This is a genomic window from Gemmatimonadota bacterium, assembly GCA_016713785.1.
GTDB lineage: Bacteria > Gemmatimonadota > Gemmatimonadetes > Gemmatimonadales > GWC2-71-9 > JADJOM01.
This window is the reverse complement of record JADJOM010000003.1, coordinates 1,611,198-1,633,293: the sequence shown is the minus strand read 5'-3', so window position 1 is coordinate 1,633,293 and position 22,096 is coordinate 1,611,198. Positions and strand designations below refer to the sequence as shown.

Annotated in this window: 21 protein-coding genes; 5 read left to right on the top strand and 16 right to left on the bottom strand. The window is 72.8% G+C overall.

Annotation, left to right across the window (positions count from 1 at the left end; all coding sequences use genetic code 11):
- The 5 genes from IPJ95_15470 (at position 1) to IPJ95_15450 (ending at position 3,759) form a co-directional block, all read left to right on the top strand.
- Complete coding sequence (locus tag IPJ95_15470; GenBank protein ID MBK7925002.1) at positions 1–180, top strand: hypothetical protein; 180 nt, start codon at positions 1–3, stop codon at positions 178–180.
- A gap of 115 nt (positions 181–295) precedes the next feature.
- The gene (locus tag IPJ95_15465) at positions 296–550 is read left to right on the top strand and encodes a hypothetical protein (GenBank protein MBK7925001.1); all 255 of its coding nucleotides are present in this window, start codon (positions 296–298) and stop codon (positions 548–550) included.
- Positions 551–686: 136 nt separating this feature from the next.
- Positions 687–1,808, top strand: a complete 1,122-nt coding sequence (locus tag IPJ95_15460; GenBank protein MBK7925000.1) for a sulfotransferase domain-containing protein — start codon at positions 687–689, stop codon at positions 1,806–1,808.
- Between the two features lie 116 nt (positions 1,809–1,924).
- Positions 1,925–2,656 (top strand): metallophosphoesterase, encoded by a 732-nt coding sequence (locus tag IPJ95_15455; protein ID MBK7924999.1) that lies wholly within the window; start codon positions 1,925–1,927, stop codon positions 2,654–2,656.
- Between the two features lie 2 nt (positions 2,657–2,658).
- Positions 2,659–3,759, top strand: coding sequence for a hypothetical protein (locus IPJ95_15450; protein ID MBK7924998.1), 1,101 nt, complete (start codon positions 2,659–2,661; stop codon positions 3,757–3,759).
- A 37-nt stretch (positions 3,760–3,796) separates the two neighbouring features.
- On the opposite strand, the gene IPJ95_15445 is transcribed toward IPJ95_15450, so the two are convergent.
- The 16 genes from IPJ95_15445 to IPJ95_15370 form a co-directional block, all read right to left on the bottom strand.
- Positions 3,797–4,456 (bottom strand): hypothetical protein, encoded by a 660-nt coding sequence (locus tag IPJ95_15445; GenBank protein MBK7924997.1) that lies wholly within the window; start codon positions 4,454–4,456, stop codon positions 3,797–3,799.
- Positions 4,453–6,105 carry a hypothetical protein gene (locus IPJ95_15440; protein MBK7924996.1) on the bottom strand — a complete coding sequence of 551 codons (1,653 nt, stop codon included), beginning with the start codon at positions 6,103–6,105 and terminating at the stop codon, positions 4,453–4,455. Before IPJ95_15440 ends, IPJ95_15445 begins: the two co-directional genes overlap by 4 nt.
- Entirely contained in the window at positions 6,105–9,458 is a 3,354-nt protein-coding gene (locus tag IPJ95_15435; GenBank protein MBK7924995.1) for a PD40 domain-containing protein, read from the bottom strand. Before IPJ95_15435 ends, IPJ95_15440 begins: the two co-directional genes overlap by 1 nt.
- A 125-nt stretch (positions 9,459–9,583) precedes the next feature.
- The gene (locus IPJ95_15430; GenBank protein ID MBK7924994.1) at positions 9,584–10,891 is read right to left on the bottom strand and encodes a hypothetical protein; all 1,308 of its coding nucleotides are present in this window, start codon (positions 10,889–10,891) and stop codon (positions 9,584–9,586) included.
- 86 nt (positions 10,892–10,977) lie between these two features.
- Positions 10,978–11,772, bottom strand: coding sequence for a PhzF family phenazine biosynthesis protein (locus IPJ95_15425; GenBank protein MBK7924993.1), 795 nt, complete (start codon positions 11,770–11,772; stop codon positions 10,978–10,980).
- Entirely contained in the window at positions 11,769–12,155 is a 387-nt protein-coding gene (locus IPJ95_15420) for a RidA family protein (GenBank protein MBK7924992.1), read from the bottom strand. The genes IPJ95_15425 and IPJ95_15420 overlap by 4 nt, the downstream gene beginning before the upstream one ends.
- A 59-nt stretch (positions 12,156–12,214) precedes the next feature.
- Positions 12,215–12,613: a response regulator gene (locus IPJ95_15415; protein MBK7924991.1), complete on the bottom strand. Its 399-nt coding sequence runs from the start codon at positions 12,611–12,613 to the stop codon at positions 12,215–12,217.
- Positions 12,610–14,154, bottom strand: a complete 1,545-nt coding sequence (locus tag IPJ95_15410) for a response regulator (GenBank protein MBK7924990.1) — start codon at positions 14,152–14,154, stop codon at positions 12,610–12,612. Before IPJ95_15410 ends, IPJ95_15415 begins: the two co-directional genes overlap by 4 nt.
- Positions 14,155–14,203: 49 nt before the next feature.
- Positions 14,204–15,553, bottom strand: a complete 1,350-nt coding sequence (locus IPJ95_15405) for a response regulator (GenBank protein ID MBK7924989.1) — start codon at positions 15,551–15,553, stop codon at positions 14,204–14,206.
- A complete protein-coding gene (locus IPJ95_15400) occupies positions 15,504–16,250 on the bottom strand; it encodes a hypothetical protein (protein MBK7924988.1) in 747 nt (248 codons plus the stop codon). Before IPJ95_15400 ends, IPJ95_15405 begins: the two co-directional genes overlap by 50 nt.
- A 22-nt stretch (positions 16,251–16,272) precedes the next feature.
- Positions 16,273–16,650 carry a response regulator gene (locus tag IPJ95_15395; protein ID MBK7924987.1) on the bottom strand — a complete coding sequence of 126 codons (378 nt, stop codon included), beginning with the start codon at positions 16,648–16,650 and terminating at the stop codon, positions 16,273–16,275.
- Between the two features lie 33 nt (positions 16,651–16,683).
- Positions 16,684–17,019 (bottom strand): hypothetical protein, encoded by a 336-nt coding sequence (locus IPJ95_15390; protein MBK7924986.1) that lies wholly within the window; start codon positions 17,017–17,019, stop codon positions 16,684–16,686.
- A gap of 624 nt (positions 17,020–17,643) precedes the next feature.
- Entirely contained in the window at positions 17,644–18,048 is a 405-nt protein-coding gene (gene fliS, locus IPJ95_15385) for a flagellar export chaperone FliS (GenBank protein MBK7924985.1), read from the bottom strand.
- Between the two features lie 100 nt (positions 18,049–18,148).
- Positions 18,149–18,451 (bottom strand): hypothetical protein, encoded by a 303-nt coding sequence (locus IPJ95_15380; protein MBK7924984.1) that lies wholly within the window; start codon positions 18,449–18,451, stop codon positions 18,149–18,151.
- A 2-nt stretch (positions 18,452–18,453) separates the two neighbouring features.
- On the bottom strand, positions 18,454–20,814 hold the full coding sequence (gene fliD, locus IPJ95_15375) for a flagellar filament capping protein FliD (GenBank protein MBK7924983.1): 2,361 nt from the start codon (positions 20,812–20,814) through the stop codon (positions 18,454–18,456).
- Between the two features lie 105 nt (positions 20,815–20,919).
- Entirely contained in the window at positions 20,920–22,032 is a 1,113-nt protein-coding gene (locus IPJ95_15370; protein MBK7924982.1) for a flagellin, read from the bottom strand.
- Positions 22,033–22,096 lie beyond the last annotated feature (64 nt).

The following is a 22,096-nucleotide window of genomic DNA, read 5'->3' as shown; positions in this document are numbered from 1 at the left end:
ATGACCCTGGTGGAGACGCTGCCCCTGCTTGCCGCCGCCATGCTGCTCACCGCGCCGCTCGCCTGCGGGACCGAGGGGTCGCGGCGTGGGGCGGAGGGGGACCCGGCGGACTGGCCGGCGGCCTGGGAGTGGATCTGGCTGCTGCCGGCGGCGCTGGCCCTGCTGGCCGGGAGCGGCTAGACTCCGGCCTCCACCCCTGGAGGGCGAGATGGGACGGATGCGTCGACGCGCGGGAATGGGCGGGACCCTGCTTGGGCTGGTACTCCTTGCTGCCTGTCCCCCGAAGGGAGCCAACATGCCGGCGCTGGCCACCGACGAGTTCCGGGCGACCGGAACCGTCAGCAAGACCGCGGTGGGCGTGAACTGCTGGCGGTTCGAGGCCACCGACGGCAGCGGCTACGAGCTGCGGCCCGACCAGGCCCCCGCGGAGGTCCTGGCCGATGGCAAGCGGTTCACACTGATCCTCAAGAAGCGCACCGACGTGATGAGCACCTGCATGGTCGGGCCGATCGTCGACGTGATCCGCATCGAGCCGGAGCCGGCCCCGTAGTCGGTCCCGGGGGTCCGCGGTAGATTCCCCACCCTGGCCGGCCACCGGCCGTGTTCCCCCCAGCGCAGGTCCCCGGTCGACCCCCGTCGCAAGGGTGTTCCGGCCGGCGCATCCGTCATCCTGGAGACCGGATTCCATGTCGCTCGTCTGGTGGATCCTCACGCCCATCGCCGTGCTCATCGGATTGTACATCGTGCTGGGGGTCTACCTCTCGATGGTCCTCAAGTGGGAGGACGAGCAGTCGGTGGGACTGCGCTACTACGGGCTGCCCCCGGCGGGCCGGGACGCCTTCAAGCGCACCCTGGCGCGGCACGCGCGCCTGCTGGCGCCGCTGCTGTGGCTCAACGCGAAGCTCGCCCGGATGGACTTCCGGCGGGTCGGCTTCCAGTACAAGGGCGTGGCGGCGCCGCACGGGAGCTGCAGTCCCGAGACCTTCGCCCGGGCGGAGGCATACGCCCCGCGGCCGGAGGACGTGTTCGTGGCCACGCAGATGAAGTGCGGCACCACCTGGATGGAGCATATCGTCTACGAGGTGCTGCACCGCGGGGCGGGGCGCCTGGTCGAGAGCGGCACGGCCCTGTACGCGGTGGCGCCGTGGCTCGAGGGGCGGAAGAGCGTCTCCCTGGAGGAGGCGCCACGCCTCGGGACCGAGCGGCCCTCCCGCATCATCAAGACGCACCTCCCGGCGCAGCTCTGCCCGAGCGCCGCCGCCGCCCGCTACATCTACGTGGCGCGGCATCCGGTCTCGTGCTTCGCGAGCTGTATCGACTTCGTGCTGACCAACGTCGGCGGGATGGCGCCGGAGCTGCCGGCGTTCGAGGAGTGGTACTGCTCGCCGGAGCTCATGTGGTGGGGCACCTGGCCGGACCACGTGCGGGGCTGGTGGGAGCGCAGCCGCCGTGACGGCAACGTGCTGTTCGTGCTCTTCGAGGACCTGAAGCAGGACCCGGCGGCGGTCATCCGCCAGGTGACGCAGTTCCTGGGGATGGCGCCGCTCACGGATGCCGAGCTGGCCCAGGTGGTGGAGAAGACCAGCTTCAAGTACATGCAGCGGCACCAGGGCAGCTTCGAGATGCATCCCCCGCACATCCTGCAGACCAACGCCGAGCTGTTCGTGAGCGGCACCGCCAACCGGCACGAGGACGTGCCCGAGGCGGTGCGCCAGCGGATCGCGGGGTGGAGCGTGGCCGCGCTGGCGGGCAGCGACGTCCCGGTGGCGCGGATGTACCCGGACCTGCCCGCGGCGGGCGGCGCCTGAGCCGGCGCGGCGCGCCGCTCTCCCGCCGCGCCTTTCTCGTCGCGGCGGGTAGCCTCGCGGCCGGAGCCGCCGGCGCCGGGGGCGATGCCTTCACCTGGGCGCTGCGGCGGGTCCAGGTGAGCCGCCACGCGGTGGCCGTGGCGGGCCTTCCATCAGGGCTCGACGGCCTCACCATCCTCCACCTGACCGACCTGCACCTGTACGCCGGCCTCCACTCGGCGGCGCGACGGGTCATGGCGCTCGCCGCCGAGCTTGCCCCCGACGTCACGGTGGTCACCGGCGACCTGGTGGAGTCCACCCTCCAGCTCCGGGAGCTGACCCCGTGGCTGGCCGCGTGTCGCGGGCGCCTGGCCACGGTGGTGACGCTGGGCAACTGGGAGCACCAGGTCGGGGTGACGCCCGACGCGATGGAGCGCACCGCCGCCGCCGCCGGGGCCACCCTGCTCTACAACCGGAGCCTGGTGGTGGAGCGGGGCGGGGCGCGGCTGACGCTCGTGGGCCTCGACGATGCCCGCTCGGGCGCCCCCGATCCCGAGGGTGCCCTGCGCGACACCGCGCCAGGCTCGCCGCAGGTGTGGGTGTTTCACGCGCCCGGGTACGCGGACGTGCTCCGGTCGCGGGCGCTCCCGCGGCCCGCCTTCGCGCTGGCCGGGCACACGCATGGCGGCCAGATCCGGCCACCGCTGCTCCCGCCCATCACGCCGCCGGCCAGCGGGCGTTTCGTGGCGGGCTGGTATCGTGACACCTTTGCGCCGTTGTACGTCTCCCGTGGCATCGGGACCAGCGGGATCCGGGCCCGCTTCCGTTGTCCCCCAGAGATCGGGGTCTTCACCGTGCACCGTTCCTGACGTTGCGCCCGCACCGCGGGCGGCTCGGGGTCCTGCTCCTCGTCCTCGCGGGGTGCGGCGACAGCACGGGCCCGGGCACGGGCGGCGGAATGCCGGTCACCCTCGTGGCCGCGGCCGGGGACTACACCTGTGCGGTGGACCTCGCGCGCCACGGGTGGTGCTGGGGCGCCGGCCTGACCGGGCAGCTGGGCAATGGCGATACCTCGATCTACCGTACCCCCCAGGCCCTGGTGCTCCCGCTGGAACTGCGTGCCATCTCCAGCGGCGAGTTCCATTCCTGCGGCCTCACCAGCGACGATGCCGCCTGGTGCTGGGGCACCAACTTCATCGGCGTCCTCGGCATCGGGCGGCTCTCGGGGCGGGAACCGGTGCCGCTACTGGTCTCCGGCGGGATCCGGTTCCGCGGCATCACCGCCGGGAACGCGCACACCTGCGGGCTGGATCGCTCCGGGGCGGCCTGGTGCTGGGGTCAGGGGGAGGATGGTCGCCTGGGCGTCGGCGATACGCTCGACCGGCTGGAACCGACCCCGGTGCAGAGCACCCTCCGCTTTGCGCACCTGGCCGCGGGCGGGGCCCACACCTGCGGCGTGACCGGAAACGGCGAGGCCTGGTGCTGGGGGGCCAACTTCCGGGGCCAGCTCGGCGCCGGCGACACGGTGGCGAGCGCGCTGCCCCGGCTGGTGGGTGGCGGGCATCTGTTCCGGACGGTCGAGACCGGCAACTACTACAGCTGCGGCCTGGCGCAGTCGGGCGCGGCCTGGTGCTGGGGCGACAACCTTACCGCCGAACTGGGCAACGGCGAGCTGTCAGCTGTCCCGGCCGTCCTCCCCGTGGCGGTGACGGGGGCGCGTCACTTCACCGCCCTCACGCTGGGGCGGCGAGCATGCCTGCGCGGTTACGGCGGAGGGCGAGGCGTGGTGCTGGGGATCGAGCATCTACGGCAAGCTGGGGAACGACGACTTCCTCCCCACCCCGGTGCCGGTGGCGGTGGCGGGGGGGCTGCGCTTCTCCTCGCTGGCCGCCGCGGGCAACCATACCTGTGCCGTGACCGCCAGCGGCGCGGTGTATTGCTGGGGGCGGAACAACGTGGGGCAGTTCGGTGATTCCACCCGCGCCGACGCGCTGCAGCCGACACCGGTGCTACCCTTCCCGGTCCCCTAGGCTCTCCCGCTTCATCTCCTGTAGCGCCCGCGCCGCCTCGGCGCCCCCCCGCGTGCCCCGGTAGCGCTCCGCAAACCGCGCCAGTTCGCTCATCAGGCGTCCCCGCTGGCCGGTGGCGCGATAGAGCTCGATCAGCAGGTTCGCCACCAGCACCTCCTCCCGCGGGCTTTGCGCCGAGCGTCGCACCTCGAGGTACAGCCGCTCGGCCGCCTCCGGCGCGCCGAGGTGGGCCCGGTGCACCTCCGCCAGCTTCACGCGGGCCAGGTTGTCCGTCGGATGGGCCACGAGGTGGGCGCTGTAGGCCTCCGCCGCCTCGCGGTAGAATCCGCGCGCCACCAGCGATTCGTAGCCCGAATGGGCCGGGTCGGGGGGGATGTTGCCGCCACCGAGCACCGTCTGGGTGAAGCCGGAGGCGGCTCTCTCCATCAGGCCGAAGAGGAGCCCCGTGGCGAGAAATACCAAGGGGATGTTCAGCACATAGATGACGAGGAGGGTGCCCCCGCCGTACCAGCCCCGGCCCATGCCCGCCGCCTCGCCGGCCATGAGGAGCGGCAGCCCGAAGATGAGCACCCGGATGAAGAGCGAGAGGAACTGGGCGCGGTCGGCGGCGTCGGTCGCGGAGAGCGGCGTGCGGATCATGGGTGGAGGCGGCCGAGGTCGGTGAGCAGCGCCTCGCTCGAGAGCGGGCGGCCGAGAAACGCCTCGAGCACCGCGCGCGAGGGTCGCGCCAGCCCATCCTGGTAGAGTGTCCGGGAGAGGACGGGATAGGTGCCGGGATCGGTCCAGGCCCCCGGGCCGAGCTGCGCGAGCACCCGGGCACGGATGTCGGCCACCATGAAGGCCCCCAGGGCGTAGTTGATGAGGTAGCCCGGATCCTCCACCAGCTGGCCGCGCAGCGCCCACCAGGCCCACTCCGGATGCGGCCGGATGCCCAGGTAGGTCGAGGTGATGTCGGCCCAGACGCGGTTCGGGTCGGCCGCGGCGGTGCGGTGCACCCGGAGCTCGAACAGCGCCCACGCCATGTCCAGCATGATCCCCGCGTAGCGGGCGCGCAGGGAGGCCGCTATCGGCGCGCTGTCGCCGAGGAAGCGGAGCTGCCACGCCGGCTCGTAGGCCTCCTGGGCGGCGAGGTCCGCCAGGGCCTCGGTGAAGGTGTCGTTGTCGGGCCAGTCGGCCAGGGCGGAAGGCCCCCGGATGGCCGCGATGTGGATGGCGTGGCCGGTCTCGTGGAGAAGCTCCGCCAGGTTGTCGAGCCCGCCCTCGAGGTAGCTGGCGAAGACCCACGGCTCGGCCGGGTGGAGCCGGCCCGCGGCATCGACCCGGCGATGGGCCCCGAAATCGGTGTATGCCACGGGGTACTTCCCTGGGCGCGGCGCCAGGTCGAAGTGCACGCCGAGCCGGTCGAGATCGGCGCCGAGCGCGGCGTGAAAGGCGCGGTTCACCTGCGCGATGGCCGCGACCGTGGCGATCCGTGGGCCGAGCCGTCGGCTGGCGGCGCCGTTGGCGTGGTACCAGTCCCATGGCTCGAGCAGGTGGTCGGGCCCGGTGCGGCGCCAGGCCGAGAGCGCGGCCACCAGCCATTCCTCCAGCGTCTCGGTCGGCAGGCCGAAGGCAGGGCCCTTCCGGGCCATCGGGGTAGGCCCGGTGCCCCAGGCGGCGCGGCGTAGGCGGAGCAGGGTGCGATAGCGGCTGTCGGGGCGGTTGTCCCCGTTGACGCTTGCCCACACCGGGGCGAGGGCCAGGAAGAGCCGACGCCGCGTGGCGCTGTCGTCGGCCTGGGCCAGGCGCCCGAGCACCGCCAGGCGGTTGAGGGTATCGCCCTCGACGAGGACCCGATTGGCGGCCTCACCGTAGCAGGCCATCGTGAGCGCGGTGAGCTCCACGAGGGTCGGTGACGGGCCGGTACCGTCGCGGCAACGGGCGGGGATCGGCTCGCCATCTCCGGGGTCCGCGGGAGCGAAGCCACGCCGGGCCGCACGGGCCAGGACGGCGTGCACCGCGCGATCGGTCGAGTCGAGGGGCACGCCGCCGAGCCGCGCAAACGCCGCCCGGAACCGCCGGGCATGTAGGGCCAGGCTGTCGCGGGCCTGACGGGCGGGGATGGCATCGGGCGTCGTGTCGCTCGCGAGCGAGGCGACGAGCCGGACCCGGTCGTCCCAGTAGCGGGCCGCCTCGTAGGCGCGCTCCGCCGCGGCGAGCGGTCCAGCGGGGGCCTGCTGCGCCCGCGCCGGCACGGCGGAGAGCAGCAGCAGCGCCGCCGTGCACCCCGCCAGGCCACCCCGGCGCATCACTGCTCCGCGGGCACGTCGTCGCCGTGGCTCACGCCTGGCGCCCCCACCCCGGCCTGCGCGTCCCACCACCACTGCGCCTCGAGTGCCCGCTGGCGTGGGTAGACCTCGTCCAGCGTATCCCCGGCGTAGAGGCGGCCATTCTTCATCACGTAGCGGATGCTGTTGGTCTGGTGGATGTCCTCGAGCGGGTTGCCGTCGAGGACCACGAGGTCGGCGAGCTTGCCGGGCTCGAGGCTGCCCAGGTCATGGTCCAGCCCGATCGACTGGGCGCCGAAGATCGTGCCGACCCGGAGCACGTCGAGCGGCCGCATCCCGCCGGAGGCGATGGCCCACAGCTCCCAGTGGTCGCCGAGGCCATCGAGCTGCCCATGCCCGCCGAGCCCCACCTTGCCGCCCGCCTCGACGATGCGGCGGGCCCCCTCGGCGAGGCGCTGGAAGACATACTGGTTGTCGCGGAACCAGGGCCGGCGCTCGGCCCGGGCGTCGATGGCCGCATGGGGGATGAAGCGCCGCACCTTGGGGTCGTCGTGGATGTCGTAGTGTTCGTAGAACCAGTTCTCGCTCCACGGGCCCCCGTAGGCGACCAGGAGGGTCGGGGTGTAGGTGATGCCGGCCCGGGCCCACATCGTCACCACGTCCTGGTAGAGCGGCATGATGGGCAGGCTGTGCTCGTGCCCGGGGTAGCCGTCCATGGCGATCGTCAGGTTCATCTTGAAGTCGAGCCCGCCCTCGGTGGTGGGCATCAGGCCCTGCTCCTTCGCCGCCATGATGACCCACTGCCGCTGCTTCCGGTTGCCTGCCATGTACTGCTTGATGGTGTTGGTGCGGTAGAACTCGCTGTAGCGGCGCAGAGCGTGGCGCACGTCCTCGAGGGACGTGAACGGCTCCTCGATGTAGGGCCCGAAGACCCCCGGTCCGGTGTGGTAGATCCGGGGCCCGAGGAGGCCACCCGCTTCCACGCGGTCGGCGTAGGTGAGCACGTCGGTGGTCGAGGTCTGCGGGTCGCGGGTGGTGGTGACCCCATACGCCAGGTTGGCCAGGTACTTCCACACCTGGGGCTGGTGCACGCCCCAGGCCGGCCAGGGGTGGGCGTGCACGTCGACCAGTCCGGGGATGATCGTCTTGCCCTCGAGGGGAATCACCTTGCTCCCGGCGGGCACGGGACAGTCGAGGGCCACGCAGGTGATCCGGTTGTCGGTGATCACCACGGTGCCGCCCTCGAGGACCTCGTCCCCCTTCATGCTGATGACGCGGGCGCCGGTGAGCGCCACCGTCCCGCGGGGCACGTCGCGCGGCACCCGCACCGCGACGTCGAGCCGGGCCGCCTCGTACGCCGGGGCCTTGGCGAGGGAGTCGATGCGCGCCTTGAAGGCGGAGTCGGGCTTGTCGCCCGCCTGCTTCAGGGAGTCGGCCCGCGCGGAGTCGGCGGACGCCTTGAGGCGGGCGAGCGAGTCGGCGCGGGGGAGGTCGTAGCGGAAGACGCTCCGGCCGATGGCCCAGGTCACGCCGCGCCCGTCGGGCTGCCAGGCGATGAAGTCCCCGCCGATCGTCGTCAGGCGCCGCGCGGGGAACGCGGTGGCGGCCGGGTCGGCGACATTGAGGACCAGCGGCTGCTGCCCGGTCAGCGGCAGGGGAACGAGGTAGACGTAGTTGTTGACCAGCGCGAGCGCCCGGGTGCTGTCGGGCGCGATCAGCAGCTCGTCGGCGGCGTTGGGCTCCGCGCCGGGGCTGTTGATCGTGAAGCCGGTGACCTTGAGGTGCGCCCGGCGGTCGGTGCCATCGAAGCGCATGGAGACCAGGCCGTCCCCGGGGTCGTAGAGGTAGATGCGGCCCGGGTCGCGGGCAAAGTGGGGCCGGCCACCGGGGGTGATCGGCGCCACCCGGGTGGGCGTGCCGCCCGCGGCCGGGATCCACACCAGCTCGTACCCGGGGCCGAACGACTCGGTGACCCGCGCCGCGCGGGGGCCGCGGATGGCCACGATGCGCGTCCCGTCGGGCGACCAGGCGGGATGCTGGTAGAAGGCGGGCGCCGCGGTGAGCCGGACGGGCTTGCCGCGCCCATCGGCGCTCATGCGCTGGATGTGCCCGCCGCCATTGCCCCAGGTCACGTACACCACCGTCCGGCCGTCCGGCGACCAGCGCGGCTGCTGTTCCAGCACCGTGTCGGTGGTGAGGCGGCGCGGCGTGCCGTTGGGCAGCGCCATCAGGTACACCCGGTCGAGGGCCGAGAAGAGCAGCCGGGTGCCATCCGGGGAGAACGACGGATCGCGCACCTGGCGGAGCAGGATGTCGCCGGTGTCCACCGGCGTGGCCGCCTGCACCAGCGGTCCCATCTCCAGGCGCACAGGGGCCACGAAGGGGATCTCGGTGGCCGCCTCGGTGGCCAGTTCCACCCGCCAGATCCGCCCGCCCCAGGTGGTGATGAACGCCTTGCTGTCCGGCGTGAACGCGGCGCCGGGCATGAGGTCCCGGGTGAAGCGCGACTCCTGGTCGTCGCGCTGCACGGGGTACTTGAGCCAGCGCTCGTCGCCGGTCTCGAGGTCGCGCAGGCGGAGGCCGGTCTCGGCGTCGTGGCGGACGGCGTACACCAGCCACCGCCCATCGGGGGAGAGGGCCGGGCGCATGGCGCTGCCATAGACGTCGGTCTGCGGGATGATGCGCCCGGTCTGCCGGTCGAAGATCGCCAGCTGCCACTGCGAGATGTCGATGTTGTAGCCGAAGCCGCCCCGCTTGCGGGCGTACCAGAGGTAGCGCCCATCCTTCCCGAAGGCGGCGCCGAGGCTGTTGATGTTGGTGCCGCGGCCGGAGCCGAGGGCGCCGGTCCCCTTGTCGTCCTTGGTCAGGCTCTGGCCCGGCCCGCCGTCCTTGTGGAACAGCCAGAGCTGGTAGCTGCTGCCCAGCGGCGCGTTGGTGCGGGAGACGACGATATAGTCGCCGTCCGGGGTCCACTCGGGCGAGGCGTAGAGGTTGTTGTCCCCCTTGCTCACCGCCTTCGTGCGGCTGCCGTCGGGATCCATGGTCCAGACGTTCTCGCCGCCGTCACGGTCGCTCAGGAACACGATCCGGGTCCCGTCCGGCGACCACCGGGGCTGGGAGTCGAACGCCGGCCCGCGGGTGATGGCGGTGGCGCGTCCCCCGGCGATCGGCAGGGTGTAGATGTCGCCCAGCAGCTCGAAGGCGAGGGTCCGCCCGTCCGGCGACACGTCGAGGGAGAGCCAGGTCCCCTCGCTGGTCTCGAACTCCACCGTCCGGGTGGGGACCAGCGGCAGGCTGTCGGTCTTCTTCCGCGTGGTGTCCGCGGCGGGGCGTACGAGGGACCCCACGAGGGCGAGCGTGGCGAGGGCGAGCATCCAGTCTCCGGTGACAGCGTTGCGTCGTGGGCGCGGCCGGGCGCGTGGTCGGTGCCACGGGGCCGGCCCTGAGGGTCCTCCAGCGAAGGTACTGCGTGGCGGCGGCGCAGGCCAACCCGCCGGGGTCAGCGGGGGCGGAGCGTCACCCGGCGGTCCGTGGTGTCCGCCGCGAGCCCGGTGAAGCGCCCCTCGATCCCGGGGGCACGCACCAGCACCGAGTCCCCGCGCACGGTGAGCTCCGGCGGCCGGTCGAGTCCGGTGAGGGTGACCGTGCGGATGCCGTTGAAGAGCGGGTGGGCGCCGGCCGGGACGGTGAGTGCCCACGCGCCGACGATATCGAGGCTGCCGTGCGCGCCCCCGAGCGTGAGCTGGCGGCGGTGCAGTACCTCGCCCGCGGGCAGGGGGGTCACGTTGAGCGGGTCGAAGCGCTGCGGCCACAGCGGCGTCGCGGGCGGCAGCTCGAGCACCAGCCCCCAGCCCGGCCGGCCGAGGAAGGCGGCCCGCAGGGAGTCGCGAGCAGCCAGCACCGACGCCACCTCGCGGCCGGCCAGCGCCGCGACCGAATCGGTCTCCGCCCGGGTGAAGTCGGCGCGGCAACGCACCGGCGCGAGCGCCTGGTCGAGCAGGCCGTCGAGGGTGCGGGCGGTGTCGGCGCTGAGCTCGGCCTTCCAGCGCGGCGCGAAGCGTTCCAGCAGCTCCGCCTGCGCCGGGCCGACCGCGTAGGTGCGGTCCCGCACGCCGTCGGGCCCGAACCCGGCGGCGGGGATGATGGAGTCCCACGGCCCGCGGCGCGCCACCCATTGCACCCAGGTGGCGAGGCCCTCGTTCAGGTCGTTGCCGCGCTCGTAGGCCATCGCGTCGGCGCCGATCCGCCCGGCACGTTCCCGCCGGAGGGCCAGCGCCCGTCCGCCCCAGCAGGCGGACGAGCCCGGCCCGGCCAGCGCGCGCCGGAACGCCTCGGTCTCGAGTCGCTGCAGCGCCTGGGCGGCGGAGTCGGTGACGGGATAGGTGAAGCGATGGGCCTCATTGCCGAACCAGGTGGGATGGGCCCGGGCCTGGTACACGTGGAAGGCCTCGTGGATGAGCACCGCGGCCAGGGTCGTCGGCTCGCCCCCCGCGGCGGGCCACAGCAGGGTGGCGGTCGGGGTCCCGTTGATGTCGGCGTGGGTATTGGCCCGCACCGCGGCCAGGCGGCCCACGATGACGTGGGCCCCGGGGACCAGTGTGGTGCCCTGGAAGCCCTCGGGCGGATGCGGGTGTCGCACCAGCCAGGTCCGGGTCCCGTCGTAGATGGCCACGGGCGTGGCGGCGGGGGTGAAGCCGGGCCACAGCGGCCGCGCCGCCATGCGGTCGTACGCGGTGACGAGCGCGGCCACCGGTTGCTGGGCGGCGAGAGGGGCGGCGAGGAGCAGGCTGGCCAGCAGGAGGCGCATGATGGCTCCGGGATTCGGGTCCATCCTCTGATGCCCGCCGCGCCCGAGGGGTCGCGGCGCCCGCGGGGGCGGGCGGGGGGCCCGCCTCAGAGCAGCGAGGCCCGCAGCACCGTGACCGCCTGGCCGCCGAGCAGCACGCGATCGCCGCGGCAGGTGACGTGCACCGTGCCGCCGCGGGCGGACGCCTGGTAGCCGGTCAGGGCGTCCCGGCCGAGCCTGGCGCCCCAGTACGGCCCGAGGGCGCAGTGTGCCGACCCGGTGACCGGATCCTCGTCGATGCCCGCGCCCGGCGCGAAGAAGCGTGAGACGAAGTCATACGGGCGGCCCGGGTCGGCCAGGCTGGTGACGATGACCCCCCGGATGCCGAGCGAGCGCAGCGCGTGGAAGTTCGGCGCGAGGGTCCGCACCTCGGTTTCGCCACCGACCTCCACGAGATAGTCGAACCGGTTCCGACCCACCCACCGCGCCGCCCCGAGGCCCAGGCCGGGGAGCAGGTCGGCGGGCGCCGGCACGGCTTCGGCGGCCGCGCGGGGAAAGTCGAGTTCGATGCCGTCGCCCGCTTGCACGGCGGTGAGCCGGCCGCTCCGGGTCTCGAACCGGGCCATCTCGCCGGGCACGAGGTGCGCCTCCTCCCACAGCACGTGCGCGCTCGCGAGGGTGGCGTGGCCGCAGAGGTCGACCTCGACGGTGGGGGTGAACCAGCGGAGCGCAAAGGCCTCGCCGACGCGGTGCAGGAAGGCGGTCTCGGCGAGGTTCATCTCCCGCGCCACGTCCCGCATCCAGGCCTCACTGGCCGGGGCGGCGAGGACGCAGACCGCGGCCGGGTTGCCGGCGAAGGGGCGGTCGGTGAAGGCGTCGACCACGAAGATGGGCTGGCTCACGGCAGGATCGCGTCGGCTTCGATCTCCACCAGCATCGCCGGGTCGATCAGGCGGCGGACCTCCACCATGGTGGCGGCGGGGCGGATGTCACGGAAGCACTCCCCGTGCGCCCGGCCCACCTCCTCCCACCGCCCGATGTCGGTGACGTACATCCGGGTCCGGACCACGTGCGCCAGGGTCGCGCCTGCCTGCTGCAGCGCGCGCTCGATGTTGCGCAGCGCCTGCGCCGCCTGGGCGTACATGTCGCCCGGGCCCACGATGGTGCCGTCGGGGCCGGTGGCGGTGGTGCCGGCCACGTGGATGTAGCGGTCGACGCGGACCGCGCGGGAGTACCCGACGATCGGCTCCCAGGGGGCGCCGCTCGAGATGTTGGTGCGAGGCATGGGAGAAGCGTACTGCACCGGTCCCGAGGCCGGCAAGCCGGTCCCGCCCCCGGCGGAGGTCAGGCCCGGTCGATGGCCGCCGGGTCGGGGAGGAGGGTGGGCAGCAACCGCTCCAGCCGGCGGAAGGTCTGCTCCATGTCGATGGGCTTGACGAGGTAGTCGGTGATCCGGAGCTCCACCAGCTTGAGCACGAGGTCCCGGTCCTTCGCCGAGGAGATCATGATCACCGGGAGCGTGGCGTACTCGGGCATCGCGCGCAGCCGGGTGAGGAACTCCACCCCGTCCATGTTCGGCATCTGCACGTCGGAGAAGATGATCACCGGCCGCTCCCGCTCGAGCAGCGCCAGCGCCGCCTCGCCGTCGGCGGCCTCCAGCACGTTGTGCGGGAAGAACCGGGTGAGGAGGCGCTTGAGCATGAGGCGGGTCATCGCGTCATCCTCGATGATCAGGGCCTTCATGCCGGGGTCCCGTCCTGCTTGAGCAGCCGCCGCACCTCGCCGGTGAGCTCGGCCAGGTCGTAGGGCTTGGGCAGGTAGGCGTCGGGCCGCGCCGGGTTGGCGGGGGGCGTGCTGTCCTCCCGGGTGTAGCCGCTGGTGAGGATCACCGGCAGGGCCGGGGCGCGGGCCTTAAGCGTGGCCAGCACGTCCCAGCCGGAGAGGCCGGGCATCTTGACGTCGAGGATCACCAGGTCGGGCGGGGTGGCGGACTTCTCGTGGATCTGCAGCGCCTCGCTGCCGTCGCGCGCCTCGATCACCGAGTAGCCGCACAGCGCCAGGGCCTGCCGCAGCGGCCGCCGGACCGAGGCCTCGTCGTCCACCAGCAGGATGGTGCCCGAGCCGCTGCCGGGGGCGAGCACCAGGGTCTGCATCGGCTGGGCGAGGGGATCGCGGGTGCGGGGCAGGAAGATCTGGAAGGTGCTGCCCAGCCCGGGTGCGCTCTCCACCGAGATGCCGCCCTCGTGCTGCTGCAGCACCGTGTACGCCGTGGCCAGGCCGAGGCCGGAGCCGCGGCCCGCCTCCTTGGTGGTAAAGAACGGCTCGAAGATGCGCGGCAGGATCTCGGCCGGGATGCCGGTCCCGGTGTCGCGCACGTCCACCCGGAGGTACTCGCGGCCGGCGGCGCCCTGCGGTGCCCCGGGCCCGAAGCCGCCCGCGACCCGGTGGGTGGCAAGGGTCAGCACCCCGCCGGCGGGCATCGCCTCGAGGGCGTTGTGGCCCAGGCTCACCAGCAGGTCGGTCAGCTGCTCCAGGTCGGCCTTGATATGCCAGTCGCCGTGGTCGAGATGGGTGACCAGCGTGATGCGGGGGTCGAGGTCGCGCCGCAGCACCTGGGCGGCCTCCTCGAGGAGGTGCCCCGGGTCGAGCGGGCGGCGCACGCCGGGCGCGGGGCGGGCGAAGTTGAGCAGGCGGCGCACCAGGCGCGCGGCGGCCCGGGTGGCCTCCTTGGCGTCGAGCAGCTCGCGGGGGGGCACCCGGTCCTGCGACACGATGCGCAGCCGGGCCGCCTCGATGCTGCCGCTGATGGCGGCGAGCGCGTTGTTGAAGTCGTTGGCGATGCCGGAGGCCAGGGTGGCCACCGCCGCCATCTTGGCCGACTCGCGCCGCTGCACCGAGGCGAACTCGCGCGCCCCGGTCTCCTGCACCACCACCACCCAGCGCCCCGGCGCCCCCCGGCCGGTGAGCGGCACCGCGGTCACGTCACAGGCGAACTCGCTCTGCTCCCCGCCGCGCCCGCGGCAGCCCGCCCAGCGGAGCGTCCCCTCGGTCCGCGCGGCGCGCAGCTCCACCGCGAGGCTCGCCGCCGGGTCGCCGCGGCTGAGCAGGCGGTCGAGGGGCATGGCGCGGAGCCCGTCCGCGGTGCGGCCGAAGAGCCGCTCCGCCGCCGGGTTCGCATCGCGCACCAGGCCGAGCGGGTCCACGACCAGCAGGCCGTCGGGCAGCGCGGCGAAGACGACGCGGTCACCGGTCGGGGTCAGGTCGGCGGGGATGAAGGAAGCCATCGGGATGCTCGTGAACGGGGCGGGGGATCCTGGCACGGGAACGTCCGGCTCAGGCGGAGGCCCGCGTCGCGGGCGCCGGGAGCAGGGAGCCGATGAGCTGGACCAGCTCGCCCAGTTCGTAGGGCTTCTGCAGCGCCGGGCAGCCGGCGGTGTGGAGGAAGTCCTGGGTCTCATCGCGCAGCATGTCGCCGCTGGTGAAGATGATGCGGCGGCGCATCTCCGGATGCTCCCGCTCCAGCCGGCGGAAGAACTCCTCGCCCGAGAGCCCGGGCATCCGGAGGTCCGAGACGATCACGTCGTAGCGCGCGGTGCTGAGGGCGTTGAGCGCGGCCTGGGCGCTCGGCACGTCGGTGACCTGGTACCCGGCGCGGCGCAGGTAGCGGCCCACGCTGCGCCGGATGCCCGACTCGTCGTCGACCAGCAGGATCCGCTGCTGCTCTCCCGTGACCAGGGGCGCCGGCGGCTCCGGCAGCGACAGGGTCGTGACCTCCGGGCGGTCCGGGGTGCCTGGCGCCGTCCCCAGGCTCCGGTCGGACGCCGCGAGCGAGGGCAGGCCGAGGCGGAAGGCGGCGCCCCCGCTGGTGTGGGCCGTCACCGCGATGCTCCCGCCGTGCGCCCGCACGATCTCGGCCGAGACTGACAGGCCCAGCCCGGTGCCCTGGCCGCGCGGCTTGGTGGTGTAGAAGGGGCGGAAGATCGCCTCCTGCTGCGTGCTGGGCACGCCGGGCCCGTCATCCTCGACCGTGAGGAGGATCCGGTCCGGGCCGTCGGGCGCCAGGGTGATCCGGACCGTCCCGAAGCCGCGGTGGGCGGTGATCGCCTGCTGGGCGTTGATGACCAGGTTGAGCAGCACCTGCTGCAGCTGGTTGGCGTCGCCCCGGATCCGGCTCCAGAGGGGGTAGCCCTCGTGGGGGTCGAAGTAGGGCGCCTGCAGGGTGACGTTGTGCAGCTTGAGGTGGTGGCGGCAGAGGCCGACGGTGCGGCGCACCACGTCGGCCAGCGACACGATGCGCCACTCGGGCGGATCCTGGCGGGCCGAGGCGAGCAGGCCGTGCACGATGTCGCCGGCGCGGCGGGCCTCGGCCAGGATGAGCTCCAGGTCCTCGCGCAGCTGCCGCAGCGGGACGCCCGAGGGTGTCCAGTCGGCCGGGGCCCCCGCGACCTCGCGCGCGCCGGGCGGCCCGCCGCCGCGGGGCCAGAACGAGAGGATCGCCTGGGTGCTGGCCACGATCGTCGCGAGCGGGTTGGACAGCTCGTGCGCGATGCTGGACGCCATGTGCCCGATGAGCGACAGCTTGTCCCGCTGGATGCCATCCAGCAGGGCGGGGCTGTCGGGCGCGGCCGGCGCCTCAGGCGCGGGCGCCGTCGGCGGCGCGGCTGCCGGAAGCGGTCGCACCATTCCGGGCCCCCTTGAACGCTTCATCGATCATGGCCTGGTCGGCGTGCGATCGCTTCATCGTCGCGTCGGGGTTGAAGGCGAGGTGGGTCGAGGAGGTGTCCATCGCCTTGCGCAGGATCTCGGCCTTGGTACCGTCACGCAGCGCGCTGTCGAACAGGGCCGCGACCGCGGCCACCCGCACCTCGAGGTCGAGCAGCGCGTGCCCGACGCCCTGCAGCTGCTGGGCGGTGATGTCCTGGAACTGGAGGTGGTTGTAGAGGGCGCTGACCTGGTCGCGCAGGTGCTGGAACCCGTCGGCCGAGGCGCTCACCGCCGACTGGCCCTCCAGGCGGTTGATGAGCTCGAGCGACCGGTCCAGGCCGTTCATGAGCTCCAGGGTGGCGCTCTCGGTCGTGGAGGTCACGTCGGACAGCTTGTCCTTGGTGTCCCGGATCCGCTCCACGGCGTGGGCCTCGATGGCCTCGCGGGTGAGCCGGATGCCGCCGAGGATCTCGGTGATGTCGGCGTGGGCGCGCAGCAGGACCGCCGGCAGCTCGGCCAGGTTGGGCCGGGTGGCCAGGGTGCTGACGATCTCGGTGGCGCGGCTCGACGTCGGCCACTGGCCCCGGTGGCTGGTCAGTTCCTCGATCAGCTCGCCGAGCAGCCCGAGCGTGGTTTCCAACTCGGTGGCCAGCGCCTTGACCTGGGCGGCATCCATGTCACCCTCCGTGGCGGACGGCTCAGGCCGAGCCTGAGGCGAGCGAGAGGATCTGGTCGATCTTCTCTTTGAGGACCTGCGGCGTAAATGGCTTCAGGATGTAGCCCGACACTCCCGCCTCGACCGCCTGGAGGATGTCCTCCTTGACGCTGCGGGTGGTGACCATGAGGATCGGGGTCTTGCCGTGCTGCGGGTTGGCGCGCATCGCCTTCACGAAATCGAGCCCGCCCATCACCGGCATGTTCCAGTCGGTGATCACCAGCTCCACCGAGGCATCGCACTTCTGCAGGGCGTCGCTGCCGTCGCCCGCTTCCGCCACGTCGTCGTACCCGATGCTCTTGAGGGCATTGACCACGATCCGCCGCATGGTGGCGCTGTCGTCCACGACCAGGCACTTCATCCGCTCGCTCCGTGAGCTGGTGGTTCGGACCGGCTATGCGGGGGTGGACCCGCCGAGGGCGTCCGCAACCTTGCGGGCGACCTTCTCCACCACCTGCGGGCTGTCGTAGTAGCCGGAGGTGACCCGCTTGAGGATCTCCTGCATCCGGTCCGCCGAGAGCCCCGAGGGGCTGGTGCCGGGCGCCGGCCGCGCGGCGCGGGCCTGCTCCGACAGCTGCACCTGGTCGTCGGCCGCGGCGCTGTCGCGCTCGGTGACTGCTGGCCGGGCCTGCCCGGACTGCCGGGCCGCCTGGTTGCCCGACGCCTGGTCGAGACGCGCGCCCGTCAGGGGGGACTGCGCTCCGCTCGCCTTCGTAGGATCGATTGCCATGGGACTCCTCGTTGTGACTCAACTGTCGGCATGCCGGCCCGGGACTTGAGGGGAATACAGCCATCCCTCGCGGCCGGGCCACCGGGGGCCCGGCCCGTCGCGGCACCGGTGGTGCGGATTACTCTCGGTCGTCGGCGCGGACCGGGTCCGACGGGGCACGAATGCCCGCCAGCTCCCGGAGCTTGCGCGGATCCAGCTGCAGCCCCTGTCCGCTCTCGGTGGCCGTTGCCGTCCCCGAGAGGGTGGAGGCGCTGGAGGAAGCCGCGGCGGAAAGCCGCCGCCCCTCCTCCGACACCTGGACCTGGTCCTGTGGTGCCGCGGGGGCGTGCCCCTCGGCTCGCCCGCGCGGGGCGCCATGGCCCGGCTGGACCGCCGGAACCCGCTCAACATTCGATGTCTGGATCGCCTGGACTGACATGCTGCCTCCCAGCTGCAAGGTCCCTCTCCCGGACAGTATCGTCCGGGACCGGCAAACCTTGAGGGGCAGAAACGACCGGGCGGCAGGTGCGGCGGGGTGGGGCGGGTGTTGCTGCCGGGCCGCGTGGCAAGTCCCGGCTCGGCAAGCACTTGGGTCTCAACCTCGGGGCGGGCCCGGCACCGGCCGGGCCCGTCGGTCCTGCGGGGCTACTCGCCGACGGCCGCCGCCGGGTGCAGCTCCGGCACCTGCGCGGCCGCCTGTTCCCAGGCCGCATGCAGCTCGGCGACCATCGCGGTGAGCCGCTCCAGCCGCTTCGGGTCCCGGCGGCGGTCCACTTCCAGCGTCTCGTCCATCATCCAGAGATAGAGGCTGGCCAGGTTCGCGGCGATCTCGCCCCCCTCCTGGAAGTTGAGGGTGCAGAGCAGCTCCCCCATGATGTCGCGGGCCCGGGTGAGGGCGCGGGAACGGGCCTCGACCTCTCCCCGCTCGAGGAACCGGCCCGCCTGCCGCAGGTTCGCCACCACCTGTCCGTACAGGAACACGAGGCGGCGGGCGGGCGACATCGAGAAGACGTCGTTCTGCTGGTACTTGGCGACGCCAGCGTAGCTCACGGAGGACCTCCACGGACGATGCGAGACGGTGACGCTCCTGCGGACCCCTCCAGTATCGGCACGCCCGGGGATCTTTGAAGCAACGCCGGGCCCCGGGGGGCTACCCGCGCCAGTCGATGGCCGGGGTCCGGGCCAGGGGTGACCGGTAGCCCTGCCGCTGCAGCGATTCCCGCTGCAGGGCCCCGAGCTCGCGCGCCACCTGCTGCTGCTCCCGCTCCAGGACCGCGAGGGTCCGCTGCAGGTCGGCCTGCAGCGCCTGGAGCAGCGCCGGGTCGCGCCGCTGGCCGGCGTCAGAGGCCAGGCCGCGGGCCTCGCAGAGCGCCAGCTCCAGCGCCTGCGGGGCGTCCACGCGCGCCAGGTCCACGATGGCCGAAAGGATCGGCCGGATGCGGTTGGCGGGCATGGTCAGCTGCTCGACTTGCTGAAGGACTGCAGCATCGCGGTGACGCTGCTCGAGGTCTGCTGCAGCCGGGCGATCGCGGTCTCCATCTGGGCGAACTGCTTGAGCAGGCTCTCCCGGCGCCGGTCGAGCCGCGCGTCGATGAGCAGCGCCTTGTCCTCCAGCGTCTTCACCCGGCCGGTGAGGGAGGCCTCCTTCTTGGCCATCGTGCCGGCATTGGCCTCGAGCCAGCTGTCGAGCGCCCGCTGCAGCTGCGCCGCGGTGCCCAGGGTGACGCTGACCGACCCCGCCGCGCCGGTGGCGGTGCCGGTGTAGCTCAGGGTCAGCCCCTCGACCGCGGTGCCGTCCCCGCCCACGAGGGTGCGGCCCGCGCCGGTCGCGGCGTAGCCGCCGATGGTGCCGGTCACGTCGAGCCCGCTGTAGGTGCCGGCCGCCAGCCCGAGCTGCGCGGTGCCGTCGGCGCCGCCCGCGGTGTACGCCAGGGTGAAGCCCGGGCTGCTGCCCCAGGCGGTGGCATTCACCTGCAGCTGTCCGCCCACGTCCGAGGCGGCGAGCGAGAGGATCGGGCGGCCGGTGGCGAGCGTGGTGGTGGCGCCGAAGTCGAGCGTGCCGCCCCCCTCGTTGCCGGGCGTCAGGGTGAGCGCCAGCTGCGAGGTGCGGCCCTGGCCGTCCTCCACGACGATCTGGCCCCCGCTCACGCTCACCGCCGCCCCGCTGCCGTACGCCGCCTGCACCTGGGTGACCAGGTCACCCACGGTCAGGCTGCTGGCGCTGGTGATGCTGAAGGTGCCGGCGAAGGTGGTGCCGTCGCCGCGCTTGCCGCTGAAGGCGATGGTCTGGCCGTCCACCACGCCGAAGGTCCCGCCGCCGGCGCTCCGCAGCTCGGAGAACTTGGTGGTCCCGGTCATCGGGACGGTGCCGGCGGCGTCGCCGTAGAGCACGGTGCCGGTGGCGACCTTGTGCTTGACGGAGGCGCCGAAGGCGCTGGTGAGCGCGCTGGCGATCTGGGCGGTGGTCATGCCGTTGGTGAGCTGGATGCTCACCGCCGCGCCGCTCCCCTTCTCGGTGACCGTCAGGGTGTCGGCGGTGCCGTCGTCGGCATAGGTGCCGCTGAAGCCGGTGCCGAGCAGCAGGGCCTGGGTGGCCGCCTGGGTGATGTCCACGGCGTAGGTGCCGGGCTGGGTGTCGCTGCCGGAGCTGACGTAGCTCACCCGCGCGTCGGTGGCGGTGCCCACCTGGCTGAACAGGGTGCGCAGGTCGTTGAGCCGGCCCTTGAAGGCGGTCTCGAGCTTGGTGGCGTTGAGGGTGAGCTTGCCGTCCTGGCCGATGCTCAGCCCGGCCATGCCGGCCGTGGCGAGGTCGGCCTGGGCCCCGGGCACCCCCGTCAGCAGGGTGCGCGCCAGCGAGGCCGAGATGGTGCGGAGCAGCGACTCGTTGTACAGCGTCGGCGCGGCGACGCCCTCCTTGGGCGGGGTCCGCTGCTCCTTGGTGAAGTCCACCAGCTTGTTCCAGGCGTCGGCGAAGGCCTGCACCGCCTTCTGCGCGCCATCGAAGGAGCGTTCGATGCTCACGCTGGTGACCGCGCCCGCCTCTTCCGCCGTGAGGGAGAGGGTGACGCCCTGGATGGCGTCGGTCACGGTATTGCTGGACCGCGTCATGGCGATGCCGTCCACCGTGAACTGGGCGTCGGCGCCCGCCACGAGGAGCGCGCTGCCGAGGATCTGGTTGCTGCCGTTGGTGAAGCCGAGCGCCTGCGGGACCCCGCCCGAGACGTCCGTCAGCGTCATGCCGGCCACGCCAGTCTCGTCGCTGGTGAGGACCAGGCGGTAGTTGGTGGCGCTCACCTGCAGGATCGAGGCGGTGACCTTGCTCGCGCCGGTGCCGCTGTTGGCGGCGTTGAACTTGTCGCGGATGCTGGTCAGGGTGTCGTTGGCGTCCACGGTGATCGTGGCGCCGTTGACGGTGAAGCTGCCGGCCGTCAGGCCGAGCGCGGTGCTCGGGCTCGCGGTCCAGCCGCTGCCGAGCTTCTGGGCCTTGGCCAGCGCGGTGACGCCCACCCGGTAGACGCCGGGGGCGGCGGTGCGGCTGCCGGTGGCGGAGACCACCGTGCGGGTGCCGGAGAGCGCGGCGGTGGTGGCCGAGACGGCGTCGAAGGCGGACCCGTCCTGCAGCGCCTTGGTGGCGGTCTGCAGCGCGGTGACGAGCTCCTTGTACTTGCCCAGGGCGGTGAGCTGCGCCTGGAGCTTCTTCTCCTGGTCCCGGAGCCGGGTGGCGCCGACCCCCTCGTTGGTGATGATCTGGTCCACCAGCGAGCGGTAGTCGATGCCGCTGACGAGCCCGGAGACGGAGCTGCTCGATGTCGCCATGATGCGGGTCCTCGGTCCGTGGGTCTGCTGCGACGACGAGCCCCCGGAAACCGGTGCTCCGGTTGCCGGGGGTCGTGCGTCAGGTCACCTGAAGCGGGCTCCGGGCTACTGGAGCAGCTTGAGGATGCTCTGCGGCGCCTGGTTGGCCTGCGCCAGCATCGCCGTACCGGCCTGCTGCAGGATCTGGCTCTTGGTGAAGACGGTCATCTCCTGCGCCATGTCGGCGTCGCGGATCGTCGACTCGGCCGCGGTGAAGTTCTGGATCACCGAGGTGATGTTGCTGCTCGAGTAGTCGAACCGGTTCAGCGCGGCGCCCAGGTCACCGATGGCGGTGTTCACCAGGGTGATGGCGCTGTCGATCTTGGTCAGCTCGGCCGCGGCGTTGGTCATGCTGTCGAGCACCGTGCCGCCGGTGGTCAGGCCCAGCGCGCTCACCGAGAGGTTGAGGCTGGACGCGGACACCGACACCAGGTCCTGGCCGCCGACGCCGTACGAGCCGCTGGAGGAGACCATGAAGTCGGCCTGGGTGGTGGCGCCGACGGTGACGTTGGTGCCGTTGAGCGCCAGCGCGCCGACCCAGCTCGACCCGCCGTTGACCGTGATGCCGAACTTGTCGAACGTGGCCGACCCGTTGGCCGAGGTGCTGATGCCGGTGATGATCTGGCTGCCGGTCGCCGCGCTCAGCGTCGCCGCCGACGCCGCCGCCGCCAGGGTGTAGGACCCGGCCGCCGCGCCGTTCAGGGTCACCTTGGACACGCCCGTGGCCGCCAGGGCGGTCGAGGAGGTGTTCACCGTCGCGCCGAAGGTGCCGTTCACGAGGCTGGCGCCCTGATACTTGGTGGTGGCCACGATGCGGTCGATTTCCTGCGTGATCTTCTGGTACTCCGCCGACAGCTTCGGCGCTTCCGCGCCGATGCTCGCCGAGTTGGCCTGGGTGGCCAGCTCCTTGAGCCGGTCCAGCATCCCGCTGATCGTGTTCACCGCGCCGTCCGCGATCTGCAGCATCGCCGACGCCTGCGAGGCGTTCCGCTGCGCCGACTGCAGCGAACGGATGTCGCTGCGCAGCTTGTTCGCGATCGCCAGGCCCGCGGCATCGTCGGCCGACCGGTTGATCCGGAACCCGCTGGAGAGCTTCTCGATGCTCTTCTGCAGGTTCATCGACGTCCCGGCGAGGTTCCGGTACGCGTTGTTGGCCGAGATGTTGGTCTGGATCTTCATATAGCGACTTCTCCTGAGTGCCCTGCGCTCCGGGGCGTCCCTGCTCCGGCACTGCGGTCTGACG

What these genes read in the sequence shown, in the direction of transcription:
- IPJ95_15470 (MBK7925002.1), top strand. Translation starts at nt 1, where the DNA reads ATGACCCTGGTGGAGACGCTGCCCCTGCTTGCCGCCGCCATGCTGCTC.
- IPJ95_15465 (MBK7925001.1), top strand. Translation starts at nt 296, where the DNA reads ATGCCGGCGCTGGCCACCGACGAGTTCCGGGCGACCGGAACCGTCAGC.
- IPJ95_15460 (MBK7925000.1), top strand. Translation starts at nt 687, where the DNA reads ATGTCGCTCGTCTGGTGGATCCTCACGCCCATCGCCGTGCTCATCGGA.
- IPJ95_15445 (MBK7924997.1), bottom strand. Translation starts at nt 4,456, where the DNA reads ATGATCCGCACGCCGCTCTCCGCGACCGACGCCGCCGACCGCGCCCAG.
- IPJ95_15440 (MBK7924996.1), bottom strand. Translation starts at nt 6,105, where the DNA reads ATGCGCCGGGGTGGCCTGGCGGGGTGCACGGCGGCGCTGCTGCTGCTC.
- IPJ95_15435 (MBK7924995.1), bottom strand. Translation starts at nt 9,458, where the DNA reads ATGCTCGCCCTCGCCACGCTCGCCCTCGTGGGGTCCCTCGTACGCCCC.
- IPJ95_15430 (MBK7924994.1), bottom strand. Translation starts at nt 10,891, where the DNA reads ATGCGCCTCCTGCTGGCCAGCCTGCTCCTCGCCGCCCCTCTCGCCGCC.
- IPJ95_15420 (MBK7924992.1), bottom strand. Translation starts at nt 12,155, where the DNA reads ATGCCTCGCACCAACATCTCGAGCGGCGCCCCCTGGGAGCCGATCGTC.
- IPJ95_15415 (MBK7924991.1), bottom strand. Translation starts at nt 12,613, where the DNA reads ATGAAGGCCCTGATCATCGAGGATGACGCGATGACCCGCCTCATGCTC.
- IPJ95_15410 (MBK7924990.1), bottom strand. Translation starts at nt 14,154, where the DNA reads ATGGCTTCCTTCATCCCCGCCGACCTGACCCCGACCGGTGACCGCGTC.
- IPJ95_15405 (MBK7924989.1), bottom strand. Translation starts at nt 15,553, where the DNA reads ATGGTGCGACCGCTTCCGGCAGCCGCGCCGCCGACGGCGCCCGCGCCT.
- IPJ95_15400 (MBK7924988.1), bottom strand. Translation starts at nt 16,250, where the DNA reads ATGGATGCCGCCCAGGTCAAGGCGCTGGCCACCGAGTTGGAAACCACG.
- IPJ95_15395 (MBK7924987.1), bottom strand. Translation starts at nt 16,650, where the DNA reads ATGAAGTGCCTGGTCGTGGACGACAGCGCCACCATGCGGCGGATCGTG.
- IPJ95_15390 (MBK7924986.1), bottom strand. Translation starts at nt 17,019, where the DNA reads ATGGCAATCGATCCTACGAAGGCGAGCGGAGCGCAGTCCCCCCTGACG.
- IPJ95_15380 (MBK7924984.1), bottom strand. Translation starts at nt 18,451, where the DNA reads ATGCCCGCCAACCGCATCCGGCCGATCCTTTCGGCCATCGTGGACCTG.
- fliD (MBK7924983.1), bottom strand. Translation starts at nt 20,814, where the DNA reads ATGGCGACATCGAGCAGCTCCGTCTCCGGGCTCGTCAGCGGCATCGAC.
- IPJ95_15370 (MBK7924982.1), bottom strand. Translation starts at nt 22,032, where the DNA reads ATGAAGATCCAGACCAACATCTCGGCCAACAACGCGTACCGGAACCTC.